Source organism: Crocosphaera chwakensis CCY0110 (assembly GCF_000169335.1).
Lineage (GTDB): Bacteria > Cyanobacteriota > Cyanobacteriia > Cyanobacteriales > Microcystaceae > Crocosphaera > Crocosphaera chwakensis.
This window is the reverse complement of sequence record NZ_AAXW01000012.1, coordinates 1-21,081: the sequence shown is the minus strand read 5'-3', so window position 1 is coordinate 21,081 and position 21,081 is coordinate 1. Positions and strand designations below refer to the sequence as shown.

General features: G+C 39.1%; 16 protein-coding genes and 1 pseudogene. 14 read left to right on the top strand and 3 right to left on the bottom strand.

The genetic code is table 11. From position 1 onward, the window contains the following. Positions 1-18: 18 nt before the first annotated feature. The 12 genes from CY0110_RS09445 (at position 19) to menD (ending at position 15,200) form a co-directional block, all read left to right on the top strand. Positions 19-2,133 carry a xanthine dehydrogenase family protein molybdopterin-binding subunit gene (locus CY0110_RS09445; RefSeq protein ID WP_008275184.1) on the top strand — a complete coding sequence of 705 codons (2,115 nt, stop codon included), beginning with the start codon at positions 19-21 and terminating at the stop codon, positions 2,131-2,133. Between the two features lie 267 nt (positions 2,134-2,400). After that, positions 2,401-3,978, top strand: coding sequence for a phosphoglycerate dehydrogenase (gene serA, locus CY0110_RS09440; RefSeq protein WP_008275183.1), 1,578 nt, complete (start codon positions 2,401-2,403; stop codon positions 3,976-3,978). A gap of 117 nt (positions 3,979-4,095) precedes the next feature. Beyond that, the gene (prmA, locus tag CY0110_RS09435; protein WP_008275182.1) at positions 4,096-4,995 is read left to right on the top strand and encodes a 50S ribosomal protein L11 methyltransferase; all 900 of its coding nucleotides are present in this window, start codon (positions 4,096-4,098) and stop codon (positions 4,993-4,995) included. An 85-nt stretch (positions 4,996-5,080) separates the two neighbouring features. Then, positions 5,081-5,584: a pentapeptide repeat-containing protein gene (locus tag CY0110_RS09430; RefSeq protein WP_008275181.1), complete on the top strand. Its 504-nt coding sequence runs from the start codon at positions 5,081-5,083 to the stop codon at positions 5,582-5,584. A 68-nt stretch (positions 5,585-5,652) separates the two neighbouring features. Then, positions 5,653-6,780, top strand: coding sequence for a 5-(carboxyamino)imidazole ribonucleotide synthase (locus CY0110_RS09425; protein WP_008275180.1), 1,128 nt, complete (start codon positions 5,653-5,655; stop codon positions 6,778-6,780). A gap of 157 nt (positions 6,781-6,937) precedes the next feature. Further along, complete coding sequence (gene tadA, locus CY0110_RS09420) at positions 6,938-7,429, top strand: tRNA adenosine(34) deaminase TadA (protein WP_008275179.1); 492 nt, start codon at positions 6,938-6,940, stop codon at positions 7,427-7,429. Positions 7,430-7,866: 437 nt separating this feature from the next. Beyond that, complete coding sequence (locus tag CY0110_RS09415; RefSeq protein WP_232285706.1) at positions 7,867-8,688, top strand: hypothetical protein; 822 nt, start codon at positions 7,867-7,869, stop codon at positions 8,686-8,688. Between the two features lie 349 nt (positions 8,689-9,037). Beyond that, positions 9,038-9,337 (top strand): HU family DNA-binding protein, encoded by a 300-nt coding sequence (locus tag CY0110_RS09410; RefSeq protein ID WP_269719946.1) that lies wholly within the window; start codon positions 9,038-9,040, stop codon positions 9,335-9,337. Positions 9,338-9,484: 147 nt separating this feature from the next. Then, positions 9,485-10,516: a DUF1611 domain-containing protein gene (locus tag CY0110_RS09405; RefSeq protein ID WP_035799013.1), complete on the top strand. Its 1,032-nt coding sequence runs from the start codon at positions 9,485-9,487 to the stop codon at positions 10,514-10,516. Between the two features lie 334 nt (positions 10,517-10,850). Beyond that, a complete protein-coding gene (locus CY0110_RS09400) occupies positions 10,851-12,395 on the top strand; it encodes a GAF domain-containing sensor histidine kinase (RefSeq protein WP_008275175.1) in 1,545 nt (514 codons plus the stop codon). Between the two features lie 81 nt (positions 12,396-12,476). Beyond that, a complete protein-coding gene (locus tag CY0110_RS09395; protein WP_008275174.1) occupies positions 12,477-13,253 on the top strand; it encodes a polyprenol monophosphomannose synthase in 777 nt (258 codons plus the stop codon). Between the two features lie 183 nt (positions 13,254-13,436). Then, complete coding sequence (menD, locus tag CY0110_RS09390) at positions 13,437-15,200, top strand: 2-succinyl-5-enolpyruvyl-6-hydroxy-3-cyclohexene-1-carboxylic-acid synthase (RefSeq protein ID WP_008275173.1); 1,764 nt, start codon at positions 13,437-13,439, stop codon at positions 15,198-15,200. 705 nt (positions 15,201-15,905) lie between these two features. On the opposite strand, the gene katG is transcribed toward menD, so the two are convergent. Further along, positions 15,906-18,197 (bottom strand): catalase/peroxidase HPI, encoded by a 2,292-nt coding sequence (gene katG, locus CY0110_RS09385; protein WP_008275172.1) that lies wholly within the window; start codon positions 18,195-18,197, stop codon positions 15,906-15,908. Between the two features lie 85 nt (positions 18,198-18,282). After that, positions 18,283-18,402, bottom strand: a pseudogene (locus tag CY0110_RS29915) (ISAs1 family transposase); the annotation flags it as partial. A 90-nt stretch (positions 18,403-18,492) separates the two neighbouring features. Between CY0110_RS29915 and CY0110_RS31635 the strand changes: the two are divergent. Together CY0110_RS31635 and CY0110_RS09380 are read left to right on the top strand one after the other, a co-directional pair. Further along, complete coding sequence (locus tag CY0110_RS31635; protein ID WP_085961795.1) at positions 18,493-18,612, top strand: IS1 family transposase; 120 nt, start codon at positions 18,493-18,495, stop codon at positions 18,610-18,612. A gap of 114 nt (positions 18,613-18,726) precedes the next feature. After that, entirely contained in the window at positions 18,727-20,427 is a 1,701-nt protein-coding gene (locus tag CY0110_RS09380) for an LIC_10190 family membrane protein (protein WP_008275171.1), read from the top strand. 156 nt (positions 20,428-20,583) lie between these two features. Here CY0110_RS09380 and CY0110_RS09375 read toward each other — a convergent pair. Beyond that, on the bottom strand, positions 20,584-21,081 hold a 498-nt coding region (locus tag CY0110_RS09375; RefSeq protein WP_035799007.1), incomplete at its 5' end, for a tetratricopeptide repeat protein.

Below are 21,081 nucleotides of genomic sequence, written 5' to 3'. Positions count from 1 at the left end.
AATACTTATAAAACTACTATGAATCGCAAAGATGGAACCGCTAAAGTAACTGGAACAGCCACTTATGGGGCTGAACATCAAATTGCAGGTTTAGTTCACGGTTATTTGATAACGGCTAACATTGCCTCTGGAAAAATTGTCAGTATTAATACTGAAACCGCTTTAAAATCCCCTGGCGTGATTAAAATTATTACCCACGAAAATCGGCCATCCATTGCTGAACCTACCAATAACTTTATGGACTCAAAAATTTATGAGGCCAGACTGCCATTATCGGATAATCAAATTCACTACGGTGGGCAAATTATTGGTTTAGTAGTAGCTGAAACCTTTGAACAAGCCCGTCATGCAGCCCATTTAGTTGAAGTAGAATATAGCAGTCAACCCCCTGACATAGACCCAGAACAAGTCGAATTTTCGGATGCACCTTCGATGTTTGGGGAAGATATGACTTTTAAAAAGGGAGAGTTTGAGACTGGGGACTTATCTGATGCGATGGATCAAGCGGACATTCATATTACCGCCACTTATACAACCGCTACAGAACTCCAAGCACCAATGGAACCTCACGCTATTATTGCTCATTGGGAAGGGAACAACGCTTTGACGGTTTACGAACCCTCTCAGTGGGTGGTAGGAAGTCAACAAACCTATGCAGAATTGTTTGACTTATCTAAGGAACAGGTTCGCATTATTACCCCCTTTATTGGTGGGGGGTTTGGCTCAAAAGCCTTTCCTTGGTCTCATGCTATTCTCTGTGTAGCGGTAGCTCGTGAACTACAACGTCCTTTAAAAGTAGTTCTCAGTCGTCGTCAAATGACCGCTAATGCTGGACATCGTTCTCAAACTGAGCAAACGCTTAGTATTGGAGTCAAAAATGACGGTACTTTACTAGCCATTGACCATTTAGCCAAATCTTTTACTTCACCAGTGGATGTTTTTACGGAACCCTGCACCGGCATTACACCCGCTATGTACAGAGCGGATAATTTACGAACGCGACAAGAACTGGCAGTGTTTAATGTGGGAGTGCCTACGTTCATGCGTGCGCCGGGGGAAAATCCGGGGTTATGGGCTTTAGAGTCAGCTATGGATGAATTGGCCTGGGCTTTAGATATTGATCCTGTAGAATTACGTTTAAAAAACGAAACCCACCAACATCAACAGAAAAATTTACCGTTCTCGGCTAAAGCTTTTTCTGAATGTTTACGGGTTGGGGTAAAAGAGTTTGGCTGGTTTCAAGAACCTCGTCAAGTGCGTTCAATGAGTCGTGATGGCCAACAAATTGGTTGGGGGATGTCCGCTTCTACCTTTCCAGCGTTGCGGGGTATGGCTACAGTGACGGTGCGGTTATTGGCTGATGGCAGCGCAGAAGTGTTAACCAGTGCCAATGATATGGGAACAGGATGTTATACCATTGTGGCTGGAACGGCTTCTGAAATTTTACAGTTGCCAGTAGAACAGATACAAGTCAAAATAGGGGACTCTTCTCTACCTAATGGTGGCATGGCCGGGGGATCTCAAATGACGGCCACTCTGGTTCCTGCGGTTATGTCTGCTTGTCAAGAAGTTCTGAAACAGGCTCAAAAAAGCACTGCAATAGAGGCGTTAGAATACCTAAAAACCTCAGGACAAGAAGCGATAGAAGGCACTGCTTCATCATCTCCAGGAGAAGAAGGTCAAAAATGGGCGTTTCAGTCTTGGGGGGCGCATTTTTGTGAGGTGAGTGTTGATGAGGAAATTGCTAGGTTACGGGTTAAGCGTTGGTTGTCAGTGATGAATGTCGGGCGTGTGATGAATCCGAAAACGGCTGCTTCTCAGGTGCGAGGGGCTATTATTATGGGTATTGGTCATGCTTTGATGGAAAACTGCGATTTTGACCCTTATTTAGGTCTGCCTACCGTTTATGACTTGGCAACCTATCATTATGCTACTCATGCTGATGTTCCTCGCATCGAGGTTATTTTTGTTGGAGAACCAGACTACAATTTTAATCCGGCTGGTGTACGAGGGTTAGGAGAAATTGGGATTACTGGGGTTTCAGCAGCGATCGCTAATGCTGTTTATCATGCCACAGGTAAGCGCATTCGTGATTTACCTATGACACCTGATAAGTTAATGATTAATAATTAATCAAGTCTCTAGCTATTGTCAAGAACTGATATCACTTTGCTTTGAGATTATTACAATTGTTAAATTAGAAAACGATACTCCTGGCTTCTACCTCAGAATTTTCTGCTGCATTTCAACTGTAACGTTTCTTGTTGTCAAGATACTTAATAGGAAACTGGAAAACTTCTTAACGATTTAAGGTTTAGGGGTAGATTGCCCGCTACAATAAGCTACTGCAACCATGAGAGCAAAGTATAGAAACGATCACCCCTACCAAGACGAATTACTATGGCAAAAGTTCTTGTATCAGACCCCATCGACCAAGTTGGTATTGATATCCTCTCACAAGTGGCACAGGTGGATGTTAAAACGGGATTACCCCCAGAAGAATTAGTAAAAATTATCCCTGAATACGATGCCATGATGCTGCGTTCTGGGACCCGTGTCACCAAAGAAATTATTGTGGCCGGAACCCAACTGAAAATTATTGGACGGGCAGGGGTTGGTGTCGATAATATCGATGTGCCGGCCGCTACTCGTCAGGGTATTGTGGTGGTTAACTCTCCAGAAGGAAACACCATCGCAGCAGCAGAACACGCTCTGGCCATGATGTTATCCTTATCTCGTCACATTCCTGAAGCCAATCAATCCGTTAAAAATAACAAATGGGAACGTAAACGCTTTATCGGGGCAGAAGTCTATAAGAAAACCCTAGGGGTTGTCGGTTTAGGAAAAATTGGATCTCATGTGGCTAATGTAGCCAAATCAATGGGTATGAAATTATTAGCTTATGATCCCTTTATTTCAAAAGAAAGAGCGGATCAATTAGGTTGTACTTTAGTGGATCTTGATCTCCTCTTTGCAGAATCTGATTATATTACCCTTCACATTCCCAAAACCCCCGAAACCACCCACGTGATCAATAAGGAAGCTTTCAGTAAAATGAAGCCCACCGCCCGCCTGATTAACTGTGCGCGAGGGGGAACCATTGATGAAGATGCCCTAGCAGAAGCGATCGCAGAAGGTAAAATAGCCGGGGCTGCTTTAGATGTGTTTGAAGAAGAACCCCTTGGAGAATCAAAACTCAGAGACTACGAAAACATTATTTTAACCCCCCATTTAGGGGCTTCCACCGCAGAAGCACAGGTTAATGTGGCCGTTGATGTGGCTGAACAAATTCGTGACGTTTTATTAGGACTGCCGGCTCGTTCTGCGGTGAATATTCCAGGACTAACCCCCGATGTCATGGAAAAAATGCGTCCCTATCTACAATTAGCCGAAACCTTGGGCAATTTAGTGGGTCAATTAGCCGGCGGACGCATTGAACGCTTAACAGTCCGTTTACAAGGAGAATTAGCCAGTATCAAGGGTCAACCTATTGTGGTAGCTTCTATCAAAGGGTTGCTTTCTCAAGCCTTGCGAGAACGGGTTAATTACGTCAATGCAGCCATTGAAGCCAAAGAAAGAGGTGTACGCATTATTGAAACTCGTGACGCTTCCCTTCGAGACTATTCGGGTTCTTTACATCTGTCGGCACAAGGATCTTTGGGAGAGCATTCGGTGACTGGAGCTTTATTAAGTGATGGTGAAATTCGTATTACCGATGTAGATGGTTTTCCCATTAACGTGCCTCCGAGTAACTATATGTTATTTACCGTCCACCGCGATATGCCGGGAATTATAGGTAAAATTGGTTCTCTGTTAGGCAGTTTCAACGTGAACATTGCTAGTATGCAAGTAGGACGGAAAATTGTACGGGGAGATGCTGTGATGGCTCTCAGTTTAGACGATCCCCTACCAGAAGGACTCTTGACCGAAATTACTAAAGTTTCCGGTATTCGAGACGCTTATACGGTTAAACTTTAACTCTTTTTGGAAAAAGCAACAGGGAACAGGGAATAGGTAATAGTAAAATAGATAAACAACTTTACCTGCCCCCTAGTCCCCCCATTTTCGAGTTCCTTTTATTGATAAAAACGTCCTATGTCTAACAGTTGGTGGGAAATCACCATTTTGTGTCATCCTCATCTAGAAGAATCAATTACTTGGCGCTTAGATAAGTTTGGCTGTTCAGGAACGTCACGGGAAATTAAAGGAAAATCATACATCATTCAAGCTTATGCCCCACAAATTCAGTACCAGTCCTTAGATATCTCTGCATTATCCCTGTGGTTGCAACAAGATGCTTTAGTGTTAAATTTACCCCAACCCCTAACTCGTTGGAAATTAATTGAGGAAGAAGACTGGGCCAGCAGTTGGAAAGAACACTGGGAACCCACAGAAGTCGGCGATCGCTTTATTGTTTATCCGGCTTGGTTAACTCCCCCAGAAGAAACGGATAAACTGATTCTACGGCTCGATCCAGGAGTTGCTTTTGGTACCGGAACCCACCCCACTACTCAGTTATGTTTAGAGTCTTTAGAAATGCGCTTATCAAAACCCAAAGAAAATACGGTCATTGCCGATATTGGTTCGGGTTCGGGTATTCTCTCCATTGGAGCAATTTTATTAGGGGCTAGTAAAGCTTATGCTGTCGATATTGACCCCTTAGCAGTCAAAGCAGCTAGAGAAAACCGTCATCTTAATCAAATTCATCCTGATCATTTAGTCATTAATCAAGGGAGTTTGAGCGAATTATTAGAATTGGTTAATGATGGAGTTGATGGGATCGTTTGTAATATTTTAGCTGAGGTAATTATTGATTTAATTCCTCATTTTTCTAAATTAGCTAAACCCAATACTTGGGGGGTTTTAAGTGGTATCTTAATTGAACAATCTCAAGCGATCGCTGATACCCTAGAACAAGAAGGTTGGATCGTTGCAGCTTTATGGAAACGGAAACAATGGTGTTGTTTTCAAATTCGTAAAGCCCCAAAAGATTAACGCTGATATGTTTCACCCTGATCGATAAGATACGCCCCATATTATGATGGAAGATGTAATTTTGTTACAAGTTTGATTCAAAGAGATGAAATACTTATTAAGATTAACAATTGTGGTTTTTTCCTTACTATGGTTAATAACACCCACGGCTTATGCTGCTAGTTCTTCAGCTGTAACCGGTTCAACTGCCTCCTACGAAGATGTTAAACTCATCGGGGAAGATTTTTCTGAGAAAAGTCTCACTTACGCCCAGTTTACCAATGCCGATCTCACAGACTCTAATTTTAGTAAAGCGGATCTTAGAGGGGCTGTTTTTAACGGTTCTGCCTTGATCGGGGCTGATCTCCACGGGGCTGATTTAACCAATGGTTTAGCCTACCTTACCAGTTTTAAAGGGGCTGATTTAACCGATGCCGTCTTAACTGAAGCCATCATGATGCGTACTAAGTTTGATGATGCTAAAATTACAGGGGCTGATTTTAGTTTAGCGGTCTTAGATATTTATGAAGTTGAAAAACTCTGCGATCGCGCTGATGGTGTCAACCCAAAAACTGGGATAAGTACCCGTGAGTCCCTAGGATGTCAATAAACTAATCATCGGATGGGCTTTCTTAGCCCACCTAAATGTCTACTATTAAAGTTGATTCATAATAAGTAATGAGTAATAAGCGTGTTGGTGTTATTGGTGGGGGTCAACTAGCTTGGATGATGGCCACCGCTACCGAAAAATTAGGCATAGATTTATTCATACAAACCCCTCATAAAGATGATCCAGCTGTAGCGATCGCCCATGAGGTCATTTTAGCCCCTATTGATGATGCTAACGCTACTCAAAAATTAGCAGAAAAATGCGATATTATTACCTTTGAAAATGAGTTTATTAATTTAGAAGCTCTACAAAAATTAGAAAGTAAAGGGATTAGTTTTCGTCCCAAATTATCAACCTTATACCCTTTATTAGATAAATATAAACAACGAAGTTATTTAAAAAATATCAATATTCCTGTTCCAAAATTTACGACTTTAGAAGAATTATCATCTAATCATTTTGACTTTCCTTTAGTCATTAAAGCCCGTCGTCACGGTTATGATGGTCAAGGAACTTTTATTATTAAGAATACAGAAGAATTAAACCCAGTATTAAAACAGGCAAATAATCGCCTTTTAATGGTAGAAGAATATATTCGTTTTCAGCAAGAATTAGCCTTAATGGTTGCTCGTAATGCCAAAGGAGAAATTGTTACCTATTCCGTGGTAGAAACCTATCAAAAAGAACAAGTTTGCCATTGGGTGATTGCCCCTGCTAATATTTCTGAAACAGTACAAAAAGAAGCTCAAAAAATTGCTGAACATTTAGTAACAGAATTAGATGTAATTGGCATTTTCGGCATTGAATTCTTTTTAACCCCAGAAGGTAAATTGTTGGTCAATGAAATTGCGCCTAGAACTCATAATTCTGGACATTATACTATAGATGCTTGTGATATTTCTCAGTTTGAAATGCAATTAAGAGCAATTACTGATCAATCATTAGAATCTGCTAAATTAAATTGTTTAGGGGCAGTGATGGTGAACTTATTAGGATACGAAAATTCCCATCATGATTATCAAGAAAAACGTGAAAAAATGGCTAAGCTTCCTAATACTTACATTCATTGGTACGAAAAAAAAGAGTCTCGTCCAGGTCGTAAATTAGGCCATGTTACAAGGTTAATTCAAGATAATAAAATTGAGCCACAAAGTATTGCAAAAGAAATAGAATCAATTTGGTACAATGATCAGTGATCAGTTACCAGTTATCCGTGAACAGTTATTAGTTATCACTTACTAAGATTTAATTAACGCATAACGGCTACCTAAAATTAAATTATACTCTGAGGAAACCTCACTTTTGCCTGTCCCGTAGCGGTATAGTTTTATTGAAGGTGCAAAATATAGTTTAATGAAAAAACCTGATCCCTGGGGAAATTATCACACTCACCGTCACTGGATGAAAGAAGCGTTAAAATTAGCAGAAATTGCAGCCAACTTAGGAGATGTCCCTGTTGGCGCAGTAATTATTAATCGTCAGGGCAATATTCTTGCTGAAGGGTATAATAGTAAAGAAGTTAATCATGACCCCACTGGCCACGCTGAAATCATAGCTATTCGTCAAGCTAGTCAAACACTAAAATCTTGGCACTTGGAAGAATGTACCTTGTATGTCACTCTCGAACCTTGTATTATGTGTGCCGGTGCGATTATTCAATCTCGATTAGGATTATTAGTATATGGGGTCGATGATCTCAAATCAGGCAGTATTCGCACTGCTTTGAATTTACCTGATAGTGTAGCTTCTAATCATCATCTCTCAGTGTTATCAGGTATCCTCGAAGCAGAATGTCGTCAACAGTTAAAAAAATGGTTTATAAACAAAAGACAGCAAAAAAATTAAGTATTTTGTCGATAATTCTAATAATTAGGAAACATTTTACTCTGTTAAGTCAGTCACCAATTTACGATGGGATATTTTACCCACTTAATTGTTTTGCTTACTCCTCACTGTAACTAATCAATGTTTAAGAAGTTTTAAGCTGTTGAGCCACTGTTCTTAATCTTTGGTCACTAGCTAGAGTAATCTAAAGCTTGTCGGGTTATTGATTAGTATTTTTTATAAAATAGCCGAAAATTAGTTTTTGCTGTTAATTTTTGTTAGGATCGAAATCATAATGTCTCATAAAGTGTTAGTATTTATGGTTTAAATTTTTAATGACCATAACATAGAGATCAGGTTAATCAGGAGGTTTAATAAATAATTAATAGAAACCTAACAAAGGAACAGGAGACAATTGAACAAGGCAGTAAAACTCATTGAGTAATCACCATAGCACTGTGAAAATTTTTCTATTATTAGCATCTTTGTCAATCACTCAGGTATTGGGCGATATCCTTCTGAGTCGAGGAATGAAAGATTTTGTTGGCTTTGATTTTTCGAGTCCGACGATTATTTTTTATTTAATAGCCTATATTTTAACGAATTATTGGATTCTAATGGGCTTAGGAATCCTAATTGTTTCTTTAAGTCTTTATCTTACCGCTATTTCTAAATTAGACCTTAGTTATGTTCTACCCATTCATGCCTCTAGTTATGTTTTAAACGGATTATTTGCTTGGGCTATTTTAGGGGAAGATGTAACTGGAATGCGTTGGTTAAGCACATTTATCATATCTTGTGGTGTCTTATTTGTCGGGTTGAGTGATAGTCAAACCTCACAATTTTCCCAAGATTATCATAGTAATATGAAGTCTCGTAATTTACCATTATTTTTCCTACCTTTTAGCCTAGCGGTTTCTAAAACCTGGTTAGCTATTATGATTAGTTCTGTCTCTGATGCCAGTGGAGATCTATTATTAGCCCTTGGCATGAAAAGAATAGGAGAAATGAAAAAAGTAACTTTTGTAGAAGTGACTAAAATGGTCATTAAAGTGCTAACTAACCCTATTATCTTGAGTGGGATTACTTGTCAAGGAATCGCCTTTTTTAGTTTCATTTCTGTTTTAAGCTGGGCAGATATTAGCTTTGTTCGTCCAGCCACAGCCTTAACTTATATTATCAGTATGTTAGGAGCTAAACTGGTTCTAAAAGAAGACATTAGAGAACAGAAACTATGGGGAATTATTTTAATTGGACTAGGAGTCTTTATACACCGTTAACGAATCGAAAGCTTTTCTCTGACTGAGATATAATTAATTTTTTGCCTTGTTTTCTGTTTCCTATTGCCTTACACAATTTAATATTTAAGTCCAGTGAATGAAGACAGGAAAAACCTAAGTATTTATGCTTGGGTTTTCTATTTAAGACAGCTTTGGTAATAAAAAGTAAGTTTTAGTAAAAACAATGATGAATATCTGATGTTACTAAACCAAACAATAAGCTTAATGGGTTGGTAACTAGAAATAGATGGGGGGTCAACACATGGGACACCACAAAAAAAACGCTAACTTTTGTCTCTTTTCTAGTGACTTAATGGTTAATTGTCAGCTATAATCACCCTCAGTCAGAATTGTCTATCAATTAACAATGAATAAAGAAGAACTCGTCAATATGATCTCCGCTAAGACTCGTCTTACCAAAAAAGAAACGAGTCACATCCTTGATGCACTCACAGATACTATTATGGAAACCGTTGCTGATGGGGATAAAGTGGTTTTAGTTGGTTTTGGAACTTTTGAACCTAGAGACAGAAAAGAACGTAAAGGAATGAATCCCCAAACTGGACAACCCATTACCATTCCTGCAACAACTGTTCCTGCATTTTCAGCAGGAAAACTCTTTAAAGAAAAAGTTGTAGAGTCTTTATAACTCAGTGTAATGACCAAGACTATAAAAGCTGTTTTCAGCTTAATGTTATTAAGATTTCCCAAATCTTTTAAATTGGGGAATTTTTTTTTCTCTAAATTAATTAGGAGATATTATTAGTTAATAATCATCTATAAAGAGTAACTGACTGTGCATTTGACAGCTAATCATCGTGTCGCTATTTTACTCCATCAAGGAATCAAAGGAACTCATGGGAAAACAGGACTCGCTTATTTACGTTACGGAAAAAGTGCGATCGCTGCTGTTATCGATGCAGACTGTGGAGGACAATCTTTAAAAGAAGTCACAGGTATTGCTAAAAATATTCCCATTGTCTCCAATGTTCAAGAAGCTTTAGCTTACAATCCTGATGTCTTATTAATCGGGATTGCTCCTTCTGGGGGAATTTTACCCGATGCTTGGCTAGAAGAAGTTAAACAAGGGGTGAGGGCTGGTTTATCAGTGGTGAATGGCTTACATACTCCTTTAAACCCCTATTTTGATAGGTTGCAACCTCAACAGTGGATTTGGGATATTCGTCAAGAACCCTCTGGGTTAAGTATTGGGTTAGCTAAAGCGCGATCGCTCAGTTGTCAGCGCATTTTAACCGTTGGTACTGATATGTCTGTGGGCAAAATGTCAACCAGTTTAGAATGCCACAAAGCTGCTCAAAAACGGGGGATAAAATCAAAATTTCTCGGTACTGGACAAGGGGGTATCATGATTGCAGGGGAAGGAATTGCTCTAGATGCTATTAGAGTCGATTTTGCTGCTGGAGCAGTAGAAAAAATGGTATTAGAAGCAGCCAATGATTATGATGTGTTATGGATAGAAGGCCAAGGATCATTACTACATCCAGGCTCAACCGCTACCTTACCCCTAATTAGAGGGAGTCAACCCACCGTCTTAATTTTAGTCCATCGTGCAGGACAAACCCATATTCAACACGCACCCCACGTTGCAATTCCTCCTTTACCAGAAGTGATAGAACTCTATGAACAGGTAGCTAAGGTTGGTGGTGCAACCGATACCGTTAACGTTAAAGCGATCGCCCTTAATACCTTTCATTTAGACACACAAGACGCTCAAAAAGCTATAGATAAGGTTCAACAGATGACTGGACTACCCTGTACCGATGTCATTAGGTTTGATAGCGATCGCTTTTTAGATAGTGTCACATAACACCAATTTTCTTAACTTAAGTAATTTTCACCACAATCCTCAAAAATTTTATAAAGTTCTTATAAAGTGGCTTCAATACTTAGGAGAATATGGTTAAAAGATAGAGAATTAGAGAAGGGACAAAGGGGTAAGATTACGAATTTAATCGAAAATTTCTAGAAGTTTTTCGATAATATGTTCAGAATCAAAATTTTTTGGGAACTTTAAAATTAGCAAATTGACCAGTAAAAAAGCGATATCAAGGAAGATATCAGCTAAGGTAAGCATTTCTTTACCTATAGTTTTGGTTATATTTGCGTAGTTTCTCTAAACCTCAAGTCAGTGGGATTTTGTGATGCAAGTGCAAGCAGTCAATTTAGGGGTCAATATTAATACTATGTTCAACTCAACTAGTCGTCTTTTTTGTCGCTTAGATGGGTTGAGTCCAGCCGTCCGAGAACAAAAACGAGTCAAAACTTTAAAACACTTAGGACTTTTAGATACTGAGATAATTCCTATATTTGATGAGGCGACCCAAACTGCTGCCCACTTCATAGACGCTCCTATTTGTCTATTGGGGATAATGGTTCAAGATCAGTTTTGGCTAAAATCAGCCGTAGGACTATCAAGATTAGGCTTAATGAATGATTTAGCCTCGACGCGCAAGATTCCTCGTCAAGAAGCTTTTAGTACCTATGTGGTTGACAGTGAACAACCTTTAGCTATTCATGATACTTTACAAGACCCTATTTTTGCTAAAAGTTCTTTAGTGCAGCATTACGGAATTCGAGCCTTTTTAGGAACTCCTTTAATCACAGCAGAAGGGCAATGTTTAGGAACGTTAACGGTGATGGATTTAGTTCCCCGTCAGTTTACCCCCAGAGATGTAGAATTTCTAACCATAACTGCTCGTTGGTGTTTACGGGAATTTGAACGGAATCATCTGCTCAAAACTCAATCCTCTCAAGAGAATGAATGCTTAAACCTGATGATATCTAATGTTGCAGGTTCTGAAAGTCCTGAGTCTAAGACTTCATCCGCATCCGCATCTATAAACACTATTAAACTGCAATTACTACGCCAGTTAATGGAGGAATTTCGTACCCCATTAACCTCCGTGATTGGAATGTCAAGTGTTTTACAGGGTGAAGTGTTTGGTTCCTTAACAACCAAACAAAAAGAATATTTAAAAATTATTTACGGTAGTGGCCAACAGATGAATTCTTTGGTCAAGGAAATATTGACGTTAGGAATCTCCCATGATGCTCATAACGAACTACAATTAAACCCGGTCAATATTGAGATGTTGGCTCAAAATACTATTAACAGTTTAGCTGAAGTGGTCAACCAGAAACGACAAACTTTACGCTTATCAGTTGAACCCGGTAAACGAATTTGGCTTCTAGATAAAGAAATTGTACGCCAAGGGTTATATTATTTGATCTTGAGCATCCTAGAATCAGGAGAAGTGGGAGGAGAAGTTCGTATTCATATTTCTCGTCGCACCAAAACCTTAAATATTGCTGTTTGGGTCTCTCATCCTTGGTTAGGAGACGGTTTACCTCAAGTCAATTTCCATCCCTCCTCAGCCCAAAAAAAATTAGCCCAACTTCATAATTCTTTGAATTCTCTTGAACAAACAGAATCTATCATTTCAAGATCCAATGATTATGTCTTGCGAGCTTCTTCCCTAGAAAAAATAATTTATTCAGAGGAAGAAAATCAACTGAAGTCTCAACATTCTCCAGAATTATTGGGTTTACTCTTATGTTGTCATCTCATTGAAAATCATGGGGGCAAAATTATGGTTCAAGGTTCTCGAGAGTCTGGCTATCGTTACGTCTTAATGTTGCCTAAAATTGGTACAGATGCAGAACCCCATACTTACCGACATTTTTAACCCATAGTCTGGTTGCCATTCTAAGTTAGAATACTTTGTGTCTTTAATGACGTTGAGATATCTTTTTCTAAAATTACGCCCATGTCCAAGGTTGACGACAATGCTCTGGTTTGTACCATTTTACCCACCTTTAACGAAAGTGGTAATATCACTGACTTAATTGAACGTCTGATGGCGAGTGTCTCTCCTCCTTACTTAGTTTTGGTAATTGATGATAACTCCCCTGACGGCACCTGGAAAATTGTAGCAGACATGGCCGCTCAAGCTCCCTATTCTCCTGACGAAAAGGAAATTAAGTCTGGTATTGCCCTAGTGCGTCGCCTTCAAGAAAAAGGCTTAACGTCTGCTATTCAACGAGGGATTGACGAAGCCATCCAAACCTACAATGCTCAAATTATTACCTGGATGGATTGTGATTTGTCTATGCCCCCTGAAGATGTGCCAAAATTAGTTGAAGCTATTAGACAGGAAGAGGCTGATGTCGCTGTGGGTTCCCGTTGGATTGAAGGGGGAACGGATATTGCTCATGGTTTGATGGCACGGGTACTCAGTTGGATTATTAATAACTTTGCTATGTTATTGTTGGGACGTAAAGTTCATGACTATACCAGTGGCTTTATTGCTGCGCGAGCAGAAGTATTACAAAAAATCCCCTTACAAGGAGACTATGGGGAGTATTGTATTGATTTATTATGTCGAGCAGCTAGATTAAATTATAAGATGAAAGAAGTTCCCTATGTTTGTGTGCCTCGTACCTCTGGAGAAAGTAAAACAGGGATTAACCTCTGGGATTATCTGAGTAAAGGACGCAAATATGTTTCTACTATTGTTATGCTCTGGTTAAATCAAAGCAGTTAATCGTGATTTAACTACTTATTTTTAAACAATGTTCATTACATATCTAAACTGTTTAATAATATTAGTCTGAGGGGAAGAACTTGAGTCAAGTCTGAGTAAGTAAAATAGACAAAGTTAATAGTTAGATTGAGATTGATTGACAATGACCGTCACTATAGAAAATTATTAGCCAATTAATAAAGAATGCACCTCGATTTTCGCAATATTAATACTTTATGGTCTTCTATTATTGCAGAAACATTATCTCGTTTAGGGTTAACCACTGCTGTTATTTGTCCTGGATCTCGTTCGACTCCTTTAACCCTTGCCTTTGCGAATCATCCTCATATTGAAACCATACCTGTTTTGGATGAGCGATCGGCTGCTTTTTTGGCTTTAGGAATCGCTAAACGAACGCATCTTCCTGTAGCTTTAATTTGTACATCAGGGACAGCCGGAGCTAATTTTTATCCTGCGGTTATTGAAGGAAAAGAAAGTCAAGTTCCTTTATTAATTTTTACGGCTGATCGTCCTCCCGAATTAAGAAATTGTCATGCAGGACAAACCATTGATCAAGTTAAATTATATGGTAATTATCCTAATTGGTATACAGAGTTATCCTTACCTTCGGTAGAGATGAAACTGTTATCTTATCTTAGACAAACCATTATCACTGCTTGGAATCATGCTTTAGTTCCTTATCAGGGAATTGTTCATTTAAACTGTCCTTTTCGTGAACCTTTAGCCCCTATTATTGAACCAAATATTGCTAATTTATACGCAAATATAAACTTTGATAATTTTTTTGTCAATATTTATCAAGGTAATCAAGAAATTGCAAGCACAGATTATTTATATAATTATTTAAACCATTGGCTTTCTCAGGAAAAAGGAATTATTATTGCTGGTGTTTTTAATTCTAAGCATCCCTCTCGATACTGTAAGCAAATTTTTCGTCTATCCACGTTATTAAACTATCCAGTCTTAGGAGAAGTATTATCTCCTTTAAGAAATTACGTACAAGATTTTCCTAATCTCATTAATACCTATGATATTCTGCTTCGTAATAATGAAGTAGCTGCTCAGTTAGTTCCTGATGTTGTTATTCAAATTGGAGAATTTCCCACCAGTAAACAATTACGACAATGGTTAATCAATCATCAAGTAAAACATTGGGTCATTGATAGTCGGTCAGATAGTCTTGATCCCCTTCACAATCATACCTATCATATTCGAGCCGATATTCATCATTTAAACATGGAATATGATGAAAAATATAAACCCCAAAAAGTAGATTTATCTTATCTTAACCAATGGAAAAAAGTTAATAAAATTGTCAATCACAATATAACAGCTAACTTTGATCAAACTCAGGATTTAATAGAAGCAAAACTCCCTTTTATCCTGTCTAAAAGTTTACCAGAAGAAACACTTATTTTTATTGCCAATAGTATGCCAGTTCGCTACGCCGAATTTTTTTGGATGCCGAATAAACGTCAATTTATGCCTTATTTTAATCGAGGTGCAAATGGAATTGAAGGAACTTTATCAACGGCTTTAGGAATCGCTTATAAAGCAAGAAATAGTGTGTTGGTGACAGGAGATTTAGCTCTTTTACACGATACCAATGGTTGGTTAATTTGTCAACAGTTTCAAGGACATTTGACCATCATTTTAATTAACAACAATGGGGGAGGAATCTTTGAAATGTTACCAATTTCTAAAGAAAAATCGTTCTTTGAATCTTATTTCGCAACTCCCCAGCATATTGATTTTTCTCAATTATGTTTTACTTATAATATTGAACATATTTTAATTAAAAACTGGACACAATTGAAACAATTAGTAAATCCTTTACCCTCAACTGGAATCCGCGTTTTAGAGTTACAAACAGACCGAAAAAGAGATGCCATTTGGTTACAAAATAGTTTAGAAAAACTATCTATTATCGATGATATTGAAACCTAATATTAATTCATATAATTGGATATTTTTATTGGCAATTAATGTATATATAAAATACAAAAAATGAGTTAAAGAAATGAAATAAAAATAAAACTTAATACAAAAATCTCTTGTTAAGCTTCGTAAAACAAAAAGCGAAAAAGCTTGAACCTGAATAAAGCGGGTTAAAATTAATTATTTTACTAGATCCGTTTTAGATAGTATAGTATTAAGTCTTGAAGCAGGGAGCAGGGAGAAAAAATGTTACTCTACTAAAATAAGCGGATTTGGTATAACATTCCCCAAGACATTAAAACAAACCATCCTGATCACTAATAATCTAGACTTGCTATATTTACGGAAAACAAGAAATATTCTTGTCTAAACAACAATATTTTCACTGGATATTGGAAATTCAAGCTATGTTATTATTTAATTCAAATGAATGTTTGGGAGAATTTATGTTATGCAGTCTGATGAGCTTGAAGTATTAGCTATTACGGTCTTAATTTCAGTCTTTTCTTTATTTTTCACTACTTTATTAGCTTTTTAATAATAATTTTTTCTGTCTACTGTGCTAAGCGATCCTTATATCAAAACCAGTTCCTAAAACAAATTGAGCAATTCATTGGATATTATTATTATCTTAGAGGAAGGGCAGCAGGGTTTTTTGCCGAAATTGTTGTACCAGATGAGCTTAATCATTGACAAACTCATCTGATATAACAATTACACTTGAGCGCAAACGTCAAAGCGATCAAGCATCATCACCTTGTTCCAAGCTACGACAAAGTCCTTAACCATGCGCTCGTGACCGTCATCGGCCCCGTAAACTTCAGCCACCTGACGCAGTTCTGCGTTCGAGCCGAAGATCAGATCGCAGCGTGTCGCAGTAAACTTCGTTTCGCCTGTTTTGCGATCGCAGATATTAAAAAGCATCTCGGAATCGTCAGTCGGCTTCCACTCGTAGTCCATACTGGTCAAGACACAGAAAAAGTCATTGGTCAAAACACCAGGGCGATCAGTGAAGATACCATGCTTTGAACGATCCCAGTTCTGATCAAGGGCGCGAAGACCACCAACAAGAACTGTCCACTCAGGCGCAGTTAGTGTAAGAAGTTGTGCGCGATCAAGAAATATACGCTCTGCTTTCACCTTATAGCCCACCGCCTCGTTATGATAATTTCTGAAACCATCCGAGACTGGCTTGAGCCATTCAAAGCTTTCAACATCTGTTAGTTCTTGAGTCGTATCCATTCGACCTGGAGTAAATGGAACACTGACATCAACTCCTGCATCTTTGGCAGCCTTCTCAACTGCAGCACAACCACCGAGGACAATAAGGTCAGCGAGCGAGACTTTTTTGTTACCCGACTGAGTGCCGTTAAATTCTGACTGAATTTCTTCCAGGGTCGATAGAACTTGACTGAGTTCCTGCGGGCGGTTCACCTCCCAGTCTTTCTGGGGAGCTAAGCGAACGCGTGCGCCATTGGCACCACCGCGCTTGTCGGAGTCACGGTAGTTCGATGCTGATGCCCAAGCTGCCGACACCAATGCCGAAACCGAGAGTCCACTCGCCAAAATCTTATCTTTAAGAGAACTAATATCGGCATCGTCAATAACCTCGTGGTCGAGTGCTGGAATCGGATCTTGCCAAGGCAGATCTTCTTCTGCAACTTCTGGACCGAGATAGCGTACTTTTGGTCCCATGTCCCGATGGGTCAGCTTGTACCAAGCGCGTGCAAATGTGTCACTAAAATAATCAAAATCATCCAGAAAACGCTGACAGACCTTACGATAGGCGGAATCTTCCTTCAACGCAATGTCTGAAGTCATCATCATCAACGAATGCTCCACACCAGACTTATGGGCATCTGGTGTCTTCGGCGCACTAGGATCTCTTGGCTGCCACTGCACTGCACCGGCTGGACTCTTGGTCTTTTCCCACTCGTATTTGAAGAGATTTTCTAGATAGCTATTGTCCCACTGAGTTGGGTTTGGTGTCCATGAGCCTTCTATGCCGTTTGTCATCGTATATTCGGCAAAGCCCGTGCCTTCGGGATTTTGCCACCCCAGTCCCATTGCTTGAATCGGCGCGCCTTCGGGAGCAGGTCCGATCTTGTCTGGCGCAACCATACCGTGGCTTTTGCCAAAAGCATGACCACCCGCAATCAAGGCTACAGTTTCCTCATCGTTCATCGCCATGCGAGCAAAAGTCTCACGAATATCACGGGCCGATGCGATCGGATCGCCGTTTCCGCCAGGACCTTCGGGATCGACGTAGATCAACGCCTGGTGCGAAGCAGCCACCGGATTTTCGAGGTCGTAGTATTCGTCCTTCGGTTCGCCGACCCAACGAATTGTTCGAGTGACCATCTCATCTGGATGTCCCTCGTGCTGCTTACCATTTTCTCCAAAAGCCTGACCGTTCCAGAATTCAGGACCCCAGTAGGTGGCGCGATCTGCCTCCCAAGCATCAATGCGACCACCGCCATAGCCAAAAGTCTTCAGACCCATAATTTCCAGCGCACAGTTGCCAACCAGGATCATTAAATCAGCCCAGCTAAGTGCTGCGCCGTATTTCTGCTTAATTGGCCAGAGTAGCCGTCGTGATTTATCTGTATTACCGTTATCCCACCAAGAATTGATCGGAGCGAAGCGTTGCATACCTCGGCTCGCTCCGCCACGACCATCTGCTATACGGTAAGTTCCCGCGGAGTGCCATGCCATGCGGATCATCTGAGGCCCGTAGTTACCGTAGTCAGCCGGCCACCAGTCCTTTGAATCTGTTAGTAGAATTTTGATATCCTTTTTCAACTGCTCGAAGTCGATCTTTTCAAACGCTTTCTTGTAGTTAAAATCTCTTAGCGGGTTCGCCTGGGGTGAATTTTGGTGAAGCAGCTCGACCTGAAGTCGATTCGGCCACCAATCATCAGTTTGCGGTTTAGAGCCGAGTGCGCCTCCAACGCGAGTTCCACGAAAGGGACATTGTGCAGGAGTATTAGGAGGGTTGTTGTCCATTCAGTTCAATCCTTTCTATTGTCGTCTTTCATTTTATCTATATTATCCATAGTATATTTTTACTAAAGCTAATTGCTTTGTTTTACTTCACTTGAGAAAATAAAGTGGGATGGTTGGCTTTAAGAGTGAGGATGTAGTGAGCTTTTTGGTGACGAATCTGTTGGACAATTTTGGTTCGAGTCCCCATTGGATCAATAGTGATGATTCGGTCGTAGAGAAAATCTGTTGAAAGGAGGATGATATATATTTTTATTTTAGATAAAGTGCAAAACGAAGAACTCAAAAAAGCATTTTAATGACTCTGTTAATAGCTGTTGAATGTCCTCATTGCCGTTCTATTGAAAGAAAACACTTGACATTAAGAACCAGAATAAAAAAACTACAAAGAAAAACAATCTGTTTCTTGAAAGCCTAGCCAATAACCAAATCGTACATTGGTTTATACATTAATAAATGTGAGTTTCATAGAGACATTACAGAGTGATCAACAAATTTATCCCACGACCAGTTTGACTTATTCTAAGCTCCAATGGTTTATTTTCTTTTAATTTGGCTACTATTGGCTTGTACCAGTTATCTTTTAGGTACACTAATTCTTAAAACTTGTTTTTCCCAACAATTCAGGCGTATTGGCGATCGCTTCTTTATTGCTCTGTGGTTGGGAATTATTATTTTAGCTAATTTATTGCTGGCTATTTCTTTATTGGTTCCCCTCTCGTTCCTGACAGGAATTATTATTATTTTGGGCTGTAGCTTTTTATCTATCTTGTTACCGTCGATACGTCAAGAAATTAGAATTTTAAAATCAAAGCTATCCATCAATTTATTTCTAGTAATCCTTACCTTAAGTTTGACCGTTGCCCTACTGACGACCTCACAAGTAACTTGGGTAGAGTCAAAATGGTATCATTACGGAGCAATACGCTGGTTATCTGAATTTGGGGTAGTACCGGGAATTGTTTTAATCCTGAAAAATTTGGGGATTACCTCATCTTGGTTTTCTTTAATTGCACCATTCAATGGAAGTCTGGTCAACTTTCGAGCCGGAGCTTTGGTCAACAGTTTTATGTTGTTGGTCATGTTAGGTCATTTCCTTTTGAGTTTATGGCGAGGCATCAGAAAACAAACTCAATTATATGATTGGTTTGCCATTTCATTTAATGGTTTAGTATTGCTGTATCTAGCAATATCTGACGAAATGCAATTGATTGTCGTTTCTTTATCCCCAGACTGGCCAATTGCTTTAGGGATTGGTATGACAGCCTGGACAATGTTGTTAACGACAAATTCCTCCCAGATCACAAATAATCCTTCTATCTTCAAGCAAAAACTCTCTTTAATTCCCTTATTACTGGGAGTTGGAGCAATCACCATTAAATTGTCAGCTACCCCTTTATTATTGGTTGCAGGTATTTTTTATATATGGCACGAGAGAAAATCTTTAGGGCGACTGATACAAGGAATGATATTCACAACCATATTAGTCATTCCGATGATTGTAACTGGTCTATGGACATCTGGCTGTCCCCTGTATCCTTCTTCTTTGTTGTGTCTTGATGTTCCTTGGTCTCTACCCTTACAGGCAACTCAACAATTTGCAGCAGAAACCAGTAGTTTAGAAAATTGGTTTGGAGAACCGCCAACGGACACAATTCCTCTATTTTGGCTGATAAGTCAATGGATAACAGCTAAAAACCTTAATTTAGTGATGATGATTCTGACTGTACTAAGTTTAGGCTGTTTAATCGCGTTATCGAAGAGATTACGGAAATCGGTACACGGAGAAATTTGGTTATCTGGAGTGGCAATATTGGGCATAATCTTTATTTTTGTAAAAGGCCCATTAATTCGTTTTGGATTAGGTTATTTATTGATATTACCAGCGTTATCATCAAGTATATTTTTAAACCAACGATTTCTAATTAAAAATAAAGAACTAATTAGGTTAAGGAAATCTAAGAGTATATGTGGTATTCGGAGAATTATTTTAGTCATTTTAGGTACGATGATGGTCATCAGCTTAAGTAATCCTAATGTTTTGCTGCCTTCTCCTTTATCTGATACAAGGCTGATTAAAAAACAAGTTAATAATGTAACTTATTTTTCTCCCGTAGACGCTAGTTGTAAAGCATCTGTCATACCTTGTAGTCCTCAAGAAATTTCTGACATCGAACTGAGAAATCCTGGTCTTAGGATTCAAGGGGGTTTTGTTAAGAAATTGTCTGAATGAAGATAAAATTAACTTAATTTTTTCGAGAAGTCTTTGATGGCAAAAGCTGGTCATTTCGATGGTTTGCTTCCTTCTGTTAATTCCTAATTGCTAGACCTCAATCCTTACACAGTTTTACACAAACCATCTTGATCAGTGACCAGTTATTCAGTGACCTTAGTAAATAAGCGGTTCTAATACTTGGCCTAACCATTTCATTACTTTATGCTGATAACGATCGCCTTGGGGTAAATAGGATAAAGCCCTACGATAATCAGCGATCGCATAATTCCAATCGCCTATCAGATAATGAGTATAGCCGCGTTCTGCATAAATCCGCCCCAGGTAGCGATCGCCAATAATTTTGGCCAGTTCCAATGTTTCAATGGCTAATTGATAGTTTCCTAGTTCCCTAAGAGTAATCCCGTGATTAATCCAGACTTTTTGGTTATAAGGATTAATATCTAAAGCTTTTTCATAGTTCTCGATGGCTTTACTTAAGTTTCCTTGATGAGCGTGACAGTTACCCCGATTATTATAAGCTCGATCTAAACTAGGATTTAACGTGATCGCCTCATTAAAGTCAGCCATGGCCTGATCATAATTGGCTATTTTCAAATACATTAAACCTCGGTTATTATAATCAATGGCACTATAGGGACAACGGGTAATCAA

Bases quoted from the DNA above. Each gene is read 5' to 3' on its own strand.
- CY0110_RS09445 (WP_008275184.1), top strand. From the start codon at position 19: ATGAATCGCAAAGATGGAACCGCTAAAGTAACTGGAACAGCCACTTAT.
- serA (WP_008275183.1), top strand. From the start codon at position 2,401: ATGGCAAAAGTTCTTGTATCAGACCCCATCGACCAAGTTGGTATTGAT.
- prmA (WP_008275182.1), top strand. From the start codon at position 4,096: ATGTCTAACAGTTGGTGGGAAATCACCATTTTGTGTCATCCTCATCTA.
- CY0110_RS09430 (WP_008275181.1), top strand. From the start codon at position 5,081: ATGAAATACTTATTAAGATTAACAATTGTGGTTTTTTCCTTACTATGG.
- CY0110_RS09425 (WP_008275180.1), top strand. From the start codon at position 5,653: ATGAGTAATAAGCGTGTTGGTGTTATTGGTGGGGGTCAACTAGCTTGG.
- tadA (WP_008275179.1), top strand. From the start codon at position 6,938: ATGAAAAAACCTGATCCCTGGGGAAATTATCACACTCACCGTCACTGG.
- CY0110_RS09400 (WP_008275175.1), top strand. From the start codon at position 10,851: ATGCAAGTGCAAGCAGTCAATTTAGGGGTCAATATTAATACTATGTTC.
- CY0110_RS09395 (WP_008275174.1), top strand. From the start codon at position 12,477: ATGTCCAAGGTTGACGACAATGCTCTGGTTTGTACCATTTTACCCACC.
- menD (WP_008275173.1), top strand. From the start codon at position 13,437: ATGCACCTCGATTTTCGCAATATTAATACTTTATGGTCTTCTATTATT.
- katG (WP_008275172.1), bottom strand. From the start codon at position 18,197: ATGGACAACAACCCTCCTAATACTCCTGCACAATGTCCCTTTCGTGGA.
- CY0110_RS31635 (WP_085961795.1), top strand. From the start codon at position 18,493: ATGACTCTGTTAATAGCTGTTGAATGTCCTCATTGCCGTTCTATTGAA.
- CY0110_RS09380 (WP_008275171.1), top strand. From the start codon at position 18,727: ATGGTTTATTTTCTTTTAATTTGGCTACTATTGGCTTGTACCAGTTAT.